Source organism: Gammaproteobacteria bacterium, assembly GCA_013003425.1.
GTDB lineage: Bacteria > Pseudomonadota > Gammaproteobacteria > Steroidobacterales > JABDKV01 > JABDJB01.
Genome location: JABDJB010000066.1, coordinates 1 through 10,589 on the forward strand (window position 1 = coordinate 1; position 10,589 = coordinate 10,589).

Annotated in this window: 8 protein-coding genes; 5 read left to right on the plus strand and 3 right to left on the minus strand. The window is 59.7% G+C overall.

The annotated features are described in order from the left end of the window. Together HKN06_09540 and HKN06_09545 are read left to right on the plus strand one after the other, a co-directional pair. Window positions 1-408 (plus strand): hypothetical protein (locus tag HKN06_09540; GenBank protein NNF61554.1); only part of this gene is annotated, 408 nt, incomplete at its 5' end. 12 nt (window positions 409-420) lie between these two features. Then, on the plus strand, window positions 421-1,320 hold the full coding sequence (locus HKN06_09545; protein ID NNF61555.1) for a hypothetical protein: 900 nt from the start codon (window positions 421-423) through the stop codon (window positions 1,318-1,320). A gap of 378 nt (window positions 1,321-1,698) precedes the next feature. On the opposite strand, the gene HKN06_09550 is transcribed toward HKN06_09545, so the two are convergent. After that, entirely contained in the window at window positions 1,699-2,301 is a 603-nt protein-coding gene (locus HKN06_09550) for a glutathione S-transferase family protein (GenBank protein NNF61556.1), read from the minus strand. Between the two features lie 83 nt (window positions 2,302-2,384). Next, window positions 2,385-3,581, minus strand: a complete 1,197-nt coding sequence (locus HKN06_09555) for an aminopeptidase (protein NNF61557.1) — start codon at window positions 3,579-3,581, stop codon at window positions 2,385-2,387. A 119-nt stretch (window positions 3,582-3,700) separates the two neighbouring features. On the opposite strand from HKN06_09555, the gene HKN06_09560 reads away from it, so the two are divergent. Genes HKN06_09560 through HKN06_09570 form a run of 3 tightly spaced genes read left to right on the plus strand, consistent with a single transcriptional unit; the run spans window position 3,701 to window position 9,622 of the window. Beyond that, window positions 3,701-5,746, plus strand: a complete 2,046-nt coding sequence (locus tag HKN06_09560; protein ID NNF61558.1) for a M13 family metallopeptidase — start codon at window positions 3,701-3,703, stop codon at window positions 5,744-5,746. A gap of 5 nt (window positions 5,747-5,751) precedes the next feature. Beyond that, entirely contained in the window at window positions 5,752-7,176 is a 1,425-nt protein-coding gene (locus HKN06_09565; GenBank protein ID NNF61559.1) for a peptidase M64, read from the plus strand. Next, the gene (locus tag HKN06_09570; protein ID NNF61560.1) at window positions 7,166-9,622 is read left to right on the plus strand and encodes a DUF5117 domain-containing protein; all 2,457 of its coding nucleotides are present in this window, start codon (window positions 7,166-7,168) and stop codon (window positions 9,620-9,622) included. The genes HKN06_09565 and HKN06_09570 overlap by 11 nt, the downstream gene beginning before the upstream one ends. A 58-nt stretch (window positions 9,623-9,680) precedes the next feature. Here HKN06_09570 and HKN06_09575 read toward each other — a convergent pair whose 3' ends face one another. After that, window positions 9,681-10,523, minus strand: coding sequence for a VPLPA-CTERM sorting domain-containing protein (locus HKN06_09575; GenBank protein ID NNF61561.1), 843 nt, complete (start codon window positions 10,521-10,523; stop codon window positions 9,681-9,683). Between the last annotated feature and the right edge of the window lie 66 nt (window positions 10,524-10,589).

A 10,589-nucleotide genomic window follows, 5' to 3' on the forward strand; every position in this document is an offset into this window, starting at 1 on the left:
AAGCTGCGGGCGCTGATCGCCGATGCGCGGCGGCGCCAGCACGGTACCGAGGAGTACCCTGCCGCGCTGAAGCTGGCCCAGGAAAGCGTGGCCCCCACGCTGCGGATCATTCGCAACAGTGAGCGCGAGGCGGGTATGCACTCGGAACTGCTGAGCAGGCTCGGCGAGTGGCTACCCGATTGCATGGCCTACCTGGTGGCAGCCAACGGTGCGGCCACCGACCTGGAAGCCGACGCGTTGCGAGAAATCGAACGCGGGCTGGCCGAGAAAGTATTCGTATTGATCCAGTCAATACTGCAGATGGGTGTCACCAGGCGCAGCGCCTGCTACGACCCGGTGCTGATCAGTGAGCGACTGGATCCGGTGATGGACCTCGCCGATGTTATCGCCAAAACGAGGTCTGGTTAGAAGGAGCAAAGGATGAAGAAAGAGATAGGCAAAGTTTTAATAGCAAAGCAGATGGGCCGGGTTGGACCGGGCGCATTGGGACTCGGCATGTTGGCGGTTCTGGCCTTCGTGCTGCTGAGTGGCTCCTTTTACATCATAGATACCGGACATGTAGGCGTCGAACGAACGCTGGGCTCGGTCAACATGGTGGAAACGCAGGCCGGCGTGAACCTCAAGCTGCCTGTTTTGACACAGCACTTCGAGTTCTCGTCGAAGGAAATCACTATCGACCTGGAAGACCTGAGGCCGAAAGCGGCGGACAACCTGTCGCTGAAAGACCTGGACGTCACGGTGTTTTATCGCACGATGCCGGATTCGGTAGCCGAGATGATGGTGAAGTACAACGATACGTCGGTACACGGCGCCGAAGCGATGCTGCCGGCCTACCGCATGGTCTATCGCGAGGCGCGCGGCGCGATCTATGAAGCTGTTGCCAACATCGACAGCCTGGACCTGCATCGCCAGCGTGAAGCATTGCAGCTGTCGATAATCGATAACCTGCAGAAACGGCTCGACGAGAAGGACCCGCAGGTGTTTGAGATACCGCGCGTCGTCGTGCGGGCGCTGAACACCGATCCGAGTATCGAAGCCAGCATCCGTGAAGCGGTGCAAAATCAGAAGCGGCTGGAGGCCAAGCGCATCGAAGTCGATATCGCGCAAAAAGATGCGGAGATCGAAATCGAACGTGCCCGTGGTATTGCCCAGGCCAACGAGATAATTAACGCCAGCCTGACGGCTGAATATCTGCAGCACGAAGTTAACCTGGCTCTGCAGGCGTTTGCCGCCAACGGCGGGTCGACGGTAGTCATCCCGGCCAATATGCAGGGCTTCGACCTGATACTCGACCAGAGCCAGCTGCGCCGCTCGCAGTAGTAAACAGCTTATTCCTTATACGGGCCGGCACGACCGGCCCTTTTTTTTGGACTGCTGTGGGAAACGGACGGGCATCTTCCATCAGGACTGGAACGCCGGACAAAAATAGCGTCCGCGACCCGCAATCCTGCTCACATTCGCATGCAGGAAGGATGAATCCGTCTATTGCCGCGCGGCAGCGTAAGCCGGTAATGAAATCTGTGCGCAGCAGATGCCCGCACGTACGCGGCAAGCAGCGGCACCCCGCCGCCGCAGTCCTCAAAGTATTTCGTGGCACAACGGGGCGTCCTGGTCGCCGTACCCCTGGGGGCTTTTGCCGGGAGCATTACTCCGTAGGCGGCTGCCTTGCGCCGGATTAACAAACGCCCTGCCCGCTTGTTACGCGGGTGACGGCTCATCCAGTGCCAGCGCTCGCTGGTAAGCAGGCCGCGCCAGGCAACGGTCGGCGTAGTCGTTCAGCCGCGGCGAGTCGGGCATGATGCCAAACATGCGCATGAATACCGCGGACGAGCCGACCATGATATCGGCGGCGGAAAACTGCTCGCCAAGCAGCCAGGGCGCGTCGCCCAGCTCGCGCTCCCAGGTCTCGATCATCAACTCAAAATCGCCCCAGCCACGCTGACCGCGGGCGGTCTCCCAGCCGGCAAACTTTTCGGCCATCGCCGGTTCGATGACGCCGGGCGCGTACGTCATCCAGAACAGGTAGCGGCCGCGCAGCGGGCTGTCGACGGACGGCGCCAGGGCCTGTTGCGGATAGCGATCGGCAATGTAAAGACAAATCGCGGCTGAATCGGCGACGCGCACCGCACCATCCTCGAGCGCCGGGACTTTGCGCATCGGGCTGGCGGCGAGAAATGCCGGGTCGTTCTTTGCATCTTTTTTGCGCACGTCAATCAGCACGCGCTCGTATTCGACGCCCGCTTCCTCCAGCAACCAAACCGCGCGCGACGCGCGCGTCTGCGGACACCAGAACAGTTTCATCTATCGCTCCTGTTATGCCGGGCCGCACACGGCGGCAGGCTTTCAATGCTGCCGCATCGGGCGCGGCCCGGCACAGGTTTCTGCTAGCGACGATAGGCAGCCATGATGGTACCCGACAGCTTGCCATTGGAGGCAACGCGGGTTCCGCCAACTTCTACATCCGCTTTGGGAATGTGCACACTGAAAGTGCCGTCAGCATCGTTGTCGCCACCGGCCCAGGCATTATTACCCAGCCCGACGGTAACCATGCCGCCCATTTCCCAGGACATGTAGGCATCGCCCATTGGCTTGCTGGCCGGATTGAGCCCGATATCCATAATGGATAATTCCACCGTATTGTCGCTGGTCGAGGCGAAATACTCTTTCAACTGGTCGCCGTTCCTGCCGGCACTCATACTGGTCATGCGGCCGTTTTCAAACGTCATTTTCAGGTCTTCGATTGGCTTGCCGCGGAACATTGTCCGGTCGACTACCAGCGTGCCGCTCGCAGAACCCGGCGCAACGGTGGCGTACGCCTCGCCGGCCGGCAGCCACACCTGTGCAGGACCGGTTTTTACGTCGACATCCATAGTGCGCCCGGCGTTGATACGTGCAGCCTGCTGCGACAGGCGGAAGCGCAGGTCGGTGCCCGCCTTTGATTTGATGTGCACGTCAGTTCCCGGCGCGAGCATTCCGGTCACCAGTGTTGCCGCCGCTTCGATCTGGTCGGGCGCCACTTCCAGCGCTTTCCAGAAGGCGTCGGTCATCTTGCGGTGGTCGGCACCCACCGATGCGGCGTAGGCGGCGGTCGGGATGCCACCAGTCTGGCCCAGCGAGACCGAGCGCAGGCCGACGTTGCGGAAAACATCGTTCAGCGGCGCGCCGGCGCGACGTGTCGCTGCCAGCCGTTCTTCGGGCACATCGGCGAAAAGCCCCGGATCAGTAATCGACGCGACATTGATAATGCCGTCAAACATGCGCGCCAGCGATACCTGTCCGGTCGGCACGCGTTCGAGATGTTCCACCGGCGTCTGCATGATCGCGCGCTTCGATGCCTGCGGCAGCGACAGAATAACAACCGGCTGGCCACCGGCCTTCGAAACCGCGACATACAACGCCTCCATCAGCGCTATCTGCGAGGCGTTGCCGTTGATCTGGATCACCTCGCCCGGACGCACCGCCAGCGAGCCATTGACCAGGTTATCGGCCACAGCATCGTAGTCCGGCTCACCCGCGACAGCGACGCCGATGTTGAGCGTCGCAATAAAAAACAAAGCTAATAAGCTGTTTTTAAAAGACATACCTCAGTTCCCCTGCTGCAAAATACACAAAGTAGTCACAGTATAGTTGAGCCTGCTGCATCGGGAGGCTCGTTGCTGTTTTCGGTATCATGCGCAACGCCTCGAATAAAGGAGATCCCATGAAAATCCTGCTACCTGCACTGGTCGCGTCCCTGGCACTTTGTGCGTGCACTGCAACGACGCCGACTACTATGGGCAAGAAACAACCCGCGTTGAGCAGTGGCGTCGACAATACGGGCTTCGACCCCACGGTTCGGGTACAGGACGACTTTTTCGAGGCACTGAACGGCGGCTGGGTTAAGAACACTGAAATCCCGGCTGACCGTGCCCGCTGGGGCACTTTTAATATCCTGGGTGAAAAATCGCAGGAAGACGTGCGCGCGCTGGTGGAAGAGGTCAGCAGCAAGTCCAATGTCAGCAACGGCAGCGCAGCACAAAAAATTCGCGACTATTACAACGCTTACCTGGACCAGGATCGCACCAACAAACTGGGCATGCAGCCGATCGCTGCCGACCTGGAGAGTATCGATGGCGCCAGGACTCTGGACGACATCTACCGCATGGCCGCCACACTTGGCGTAAATGGCGTCGACTTCCCGGTGGGCATATTTATTTTCTCCGATGCGCAGGACCCGGACACCAACGTTGTCTACATCGGCCAGGCCGGCCTGACCCTGCCCGACCGCGATTATTATCTCGAAGATACCGAGCAATACAGCAAGGGCCGCGAGTTGATGACGACCTATGCCACTGCGATTTTCGAACAACTCGGCGCTGATGACCCCGCTGCCAAAGCGCGACAGCAACTCGACCTGGAGACGCGCATCGCACAGATTCAGTGGACGCGCGAAGATAACCGGGACCCGGAAAAGTACTACAACCCGAAGACTGCCGGCGAAGTAGCCGCACTGACGCCTGATATCGACTGGCAGCTGATGTTCGATGTAGTTGGCATCCCGCCGCGGGAACGCTACATCATGATGCAGCCGAGCTACTTCGAGGGTATCAACAAGATACTTGTCGAGACTCCTGTCTCCGTGTGGCGTGACTATCTCGCATTCCATACCGTCAGTGCTTTCGCCCCGGTGCTGGGGGAAGAGCTGTTCATGCTCAACTTCGAGTTCTTCAGTAAAGGACTAAAAGGCACCAGGGAGCCGCGCGCGCTGTGGAAGCGTGCCGTAACCTCGCTCAATGGCAATATGGGTGAGCTGCTCGGCCAGCTCTATGTCGAAAAACACTTCAAGCCCGAGGCAAAGCAGCGGATGCAGGTGATGATAGAAAACCTCATCGCTGCATACGACGAGTCGATTCGTGAACTCGAGTGGATGGGTGAAGATACAAAAGAGGAAGCGCTGACAAAGTTATCCAAGTTTACCGCCAAGATTGGCTACCCGGACAAATGGCGCGACTATAGCGGGCTGGAAGTTGTTGCCGGCGACCTGGTTGGCAACGTCAAGCGCGCCCGGGAATTCGAGTTTCGCCGCAACGTCAACAAACTGGATAAGCCGGTCGACAAGAGCGAGTGGCTGATGACGCCACAAACCGTCAACGCCTATTTCAATCCGTTCTGGAACGAGATCGTATTTCCGGCATCAATTCTGCAACCGCCGTTTTTCGACGTTAACGCCGATGAGGCGGTTAATTATGGCGCTATAGGCGCCGGAATCGGTCACGAAATCGGCCATGGCTTCGATGACCAGGGCCGCAAGTTTGACGGTGACGGCAATCTGCGTGACTGGTGGACCGAAGAAGACAACACCCGATTTGAGGAGCGCAAGCAGAAGCTTGCGGCGCAATACAACAGCTATGAGGTTATCGACGGCCTGACCATCAACGGCGAGTTCACCTCAGGCGAGAATATCGGCGACCTGGGCGGCCTGACCATCGCGCACAAAGCCTACCGGCTATCACTGAATGGCAAGGAACCACCGGTTATCGATGGCCTGACCGGTGACCAGCGGTTCTTCATTGGCTGGGCCCAGGTCTGGCGTTACAAGGCTCGTGATGATGAAACAAAGCGGCTGCTGACGATCGATCCGCACTCGCCGCCCAAGTTTCGTGCCAACGGGTCGGTCATCAATATCCCCGCCTTTTATGAAGCTTTTGGTGTGCGCGAGGGTGATGGCATGTACCTGCCGCCGGAAGAACGCGTAAAAATCTGGTGAGCGCATTGTGCAGGAAGCTGGTCGCGGTGGCGGCATTGTTCTGGTGTGCTGCGTCAGCGGCACACGAGCCTGACTACGCCTCTTTCTTCACCGACTCGACAATGCGGGTGGATATATTTCACACCGGCGGCAAGGGTGATGAAATCATCGCGCTGGACCGCATCGTCGCCGACGGCGACTGGCCGGGTAGCCGCACGCAGCTGATCGACAGCACCAACCTTGGCAAGTATCTGCTCGAGGTAATCGATCCTGATACCAACCAGGTTATTTACTCGCGCGGCTTCGCGACTATTTACGGTGAGTGGGAAACGACCGGCGAGTACCGCGATACTCATCGTACATTTCACGAAAGCCTGCGCTTTCCCTGGCCACGAAGCCCGGTACAGGTGGTGCTGAAGGTGCGTGACGGAACACGCGGTTTCAGGCAGCTGTGGATGACACGCGTCGATCCCGCCTCACGTTTCGTCAATCCGGTGCAACTCAATTCGCAATATAACGTGTGGACTCTTTTCGAATACGGGCCGGCCGCCGAGAAGGTCGACCTGCTGCTGATCGCCGAAGGTTATAGCAGCGGCGAAATGAAGAAATTTCGCCGTGACGCGCGACGGCTCACCGATGCCCTGTTCGAAACCGAGCCGTTCAAGTCACGCAAACGTGACTTCAACGTTCGCGCCCTGGAAATCCCGGCGCAGGAAAGCGGCGTCAGCCGGCCACGCGCCGGTGATTTCAACCGCACCCCGGTTTCTCTCGAGTACAACATATTCGATTCCGAACGATATGTACTGACGTACGACAATCGTGCCCTGCGCGATGCTGCCTCCGCAGCGCCGTATGACTTCATCGAAATCCTGGCAAACGAAGAACAGTACGGCGGTGGCGGGATCTACAATTTCCAGGCTACAACTTCAGTAGACACCGCTTTCGCCGAATACGTGTTCATACATGAATTCGGCCATCACTTTGCCGCCCTGGCCGACGAATATTACACCTCACCGGTATCCTACGAGACTGATACGGGCGGCATTCAGCCCGAACCATGGGAACCGAACGTCACGGCGTTACACGACCCGGCGCAGCTTAAATGGCGCCACCTGGCCGAACGCCGCACGCCAGTACCGACGCCGTGGCCGAAACAGGAATTCGACGAGAAATCCCGTGGCTACCAGGCACGCCGCGCCGAGCTGCGGGCAGCCGGAGCGCCGGAGAGTGAAATGGACAAACTTTTTTACGAGCAGCGTGATGTGCTGACCGAGTTGCTGGGAACCCAGGAGTTTTCCAATACCGTCGGCGCCTTCGAGGGTGCCAGTTACCAGGCCACCGGGCTTTACCGTCCGGAGATGGACTGCATCATGTTCACCCGCGACGACGTCGGCTTCTGCCGCGTTTGCAGCGAAGCCATCGAACGGGTGATTGACCTCTATGCGCAATAGCCTGCTCACCTGCATCCTGCTGCTGGCTGGCTGCGCCAGCAGCAGTCCGCAGATCATGGCGTCGGGTGCCCTGCCGTCCATTGCCTCCAAGACCGCCACGCTGCAGTCGATGCCGGGCTTTGTGGATCTGCACTGGGATACGGCCGGTGGACGACTGATGCTGACAGTCGACAATTTCGACCAGCCGTTCATTTATGTCAGTGGACTTGCGCGCGGGGTCGGTTCCAATGACCTGGGGCTCGATCGCGGCCAACTCGGCGACAGCAAGCTGGTCTATTTCCAGCGCTCCGGCCCGAAAGTCCTGCTGGTCGAAGACAATCCCGTTTACGCGGCCAACTCCAGCAATGCGGCAGAACGCAATGCTGTAGAGCAGTCGTTCGGGCGCTCTGTATTGTGGGGCTTCACGGCTGTTGCCGGACAAAACGGCACGGTGCTTGTCGACGCCACCGATTTTTTCCTGCGTGACGCTCACAACCTGGCGCGTACGCTGAAAAATGCCAACGAGGGCGACTACCAGCCCGATGCCTCACGTTCGGCAATTTTTCTGCCCCAGACTGCTGCGTTTCCCGACAACAGTGAAGTCGAGGCCATTGTTACGTTTACCGGGCAACCGGCCGGACCGCTGCTGCGGACCGTAGTGCCGGATGCGCGATCGGTAACCGTACACATGCACCACTCCTTTATCCGCCTGCCGCCAGATGGCTACGAACCGCTGCCGTTCGACCCGCGCGCCGGCTATATCGACCCGGCAGCATGGGGTGGCGGATTACCGCGCGACTACGCGACGCCGGTTGGCGAGCCGCTTGGTCGTCCTTTGGCATACCGTCATCGGCTGAAAAAACGCGACCCTGCAGCCCCGTCGAGCCCGCCGGTCAAACCGATCATCTATTACGTCGATCGTGGTGTGCCCGAACCAGTCCGCAGCGCACTGATCGACGGTGCCAGCTGGTGGAACGAAGCATTCACCGCTGCCGGCTACGAGAATGCGTTCCGCGTCGAGCTCCTGCCGGAAGATGCCAGTCCGCTCGACGTGCGCTACAACGTCATCCAGTGGGTGCATCGCTCGACCCGCGGCTGGTCGTACGGCTGGTCAGTGCGCGACCCCCGTACCGGCGAGATCATCAAGGGTCATGTATCGCTGGGCTCGCTGCGGGTGCGCCAGGATTACCTGCTCGCCGAAGGCCTGCTCGCTCCATACGAAGACGGCAACGTGCCCCCAGAACTGCTGCAGTTTGCACTCGCACGCATACGCCAGCTGGCCGCGCACGAGGTAGGACATACCCTGGGCATTGGTCACAACTTTGCCGCCAGCACCGATAACCGCGCCTCGGTCATGGACTATCCCCACCCGCTGGTACGCCTGGACGCCGACGGCAACGTCGACATCTCGGATGCATACGACAAGGGAATCGGTGAGTGGGACAAGCGCGCAATCCTGTGGGGCTACCAGGATTTCCCTGCGGCGACAGACACCGCCGCCGCGCGCGAGGAAATACTGCTGGAAACCTACGCCATGGGCCTGGATTTTGTCGCCGATGTGCATTCACGGGGCGACGCCTTTACGCGCAGCCCGGGTGCGGCGCACCCGCTTGCCAGCCTGTGGGACAGCGGCAGCGATGCAGTTGATTCGCTGGAGCAGCTGATGCAGGTGCGCCAGCGCGTCCTGCAGAACTTTTCCGAGAAAAACATACGCATCGGCAGGCCGATGGCAAGCATCGAAGAGGCGCTGGTGCCGATGTACCTGCTGCATCGCTACCAGGTCGAAGCGGCGGCAAAATTCATCGGCGGGCGCTACTTCAACTATGCGCTGCGTGGTGACGGGCTGGAACCTACCCGGCCAGTTGCTGCACGCAAGCAGAGACAGGCCATCACCGCACTGCTGGCGACGCTGCAACCGCGGGTGCTGGCGCTCGATCCGGAACTTGTTGCGCTGATTGCGCCACGCCCGCCAGGCCAGGGCAACACGCGTGAACTGTTCCCCCGGCAAACCGGTTACCTGTTTGATCCGTTCGCCGCGGCGGCTACAGCTGCCGGTATTACGCTCGACCAGCTGCTCGACCCGACGCGTGCTGCGCGCATGATCAACGACCATGCAGTCGATGCCGGTCAGCCCGACTTTTCCGAGCTGCTCGATACACTACTCGATGCAACCTGGTACGCGCCGGCCGGCACCGGCCATACTCTTCAACGTGTCGTCGACACGGCAGTTCTGCAGCGCCTGATGGCGCTGGCGGCCAACAGCGGCGTGCAGCCACAGGTACGCGCCGTTACCCTCGACCGGTTGATGGTGCTGCAGGAATGGCTCAAGGCGAGGCACAACCATGATGCCGGCGACTGGCGTGCGCATTACCGCTTTGCAGCTGATCAGCTACAGCGATTTTTTGCCGACCCCGCAGCGGTTGCCCCGCTGGAGTCGCTGCAACCACCACCCGGTTCACCAATCTAGTCAGCCTGGCCAAAAAAAAGCGCCGGCCAGCGGCCGACGCATGGGGGGTGATGAAACTTCAGCCGTGTCGACGACGGCGTAGCACTGCCAGGCCAAACAGGGCCGACAGCATTAACGGCAGTGCTGCCGGCACCGGCACAACGGCGCCGTAAAAATCGTAGGCTCGCAACAGCATCTGCACTTCGAGGTCGCTGACCATGCGACGCTCGCCATTGAATATTGACGGCTCCATGACCGCGCCACCCGGAGCGCCGGTTGAAGCCAGGTGCGCCAGGTCGCCGAACATCTGCACGGCAAGCCCGAACGGATCAAAAACGCCAAACTCGTCGATGAGATCAGCCCACGGGAAAAAGTTAGGGCCTTCGGCCTGGAATACATCTGCCTGGTAGAAGAATGGCGTGAAGCCGAGCATGTGGCCAATTTCATGCAGCGCAATGCTGAATGCGTCAAAGTCCGCGAAAGCCAGATCCGACGCATCATCGGGTGTCGCGTCGAAAAACAGGCTCCCCAGGTCCGATGTGTCGAAAACTATAGTGTGCTGCACGAAATCCGAGTCGGGCATGATATCGATGCGGCTGAGGCACTCGGCACCGCTGCAGCTCAGGCCGCTGACCGACCCCTGCCAGACGCCGATCGCATCGGGATTAAGGTCGGGGTTGACCGTGAAATCATCAAACGTCACCGTAACGTCGATGGTCATGTCTATCGGTATCAACGCTTCCCAAACCGCAATGGCTGCGTTGAAAGCGATGCGGCCGTCGGCTGAGCTGGTGCCGATACTGTCCCAGTTGCCGAGACCATCGACGTAGACCGGCACGATATTCAGCGCGTGCACCGGCGCCGGTAGTGAAAATAATGCTGCGAGTAACAGCGCAGGAATTTTTTGTGTTGTGATTTGCATTTTTATTTCCCCCTCATAACTGCACAATTTGTCCGGCACGCGGACGCGCGCAGTTGTTTCCCTTCA

Coding starts and splice junctions, on each gene's coding strand:
- HKN06_09545 (NNF61555.1), top strand. CDS start 421: ATGAAGAAAGAGATAGGCAAAGTTTTAATAGCAAAGCAGATGGGCCGG.
- HKN06_09550 (NNF61556.1), bottom strand. CDS start 2,301: ATGAAACTGTTCTGGTGTCCGCAGACGCGCGCGTCGCGCGCGGTTTGG.
- HKN06_09555 (NNF61557.1), bottom strand. CDS start 3,581: ATGTCTTTTAAAAACAGCTTATTAGCTTTGTTTTTTATTGCGACGCTC.
- HKN06_09560 (NNF61558.1), top strand. CDS start 3,701: ATGAAAATCCTGCTACCTGCACTGGTCGCGTCCCTGGCACTTTGTGCG.
- HKN06_09570 (NNF61560.1), top strand. CDS start 7,166: ATGCGCAATAGCCTGCTCACCTGCATCCTGCTGCTGGCTGGCTGCGCC.
- HKN06_09575 (NNF61561.1), bottom strand. CDS start 10,523: ATGCAAATCACAACACAAAAAATTCCTGCGCTGTTACTCGCAGCATTA.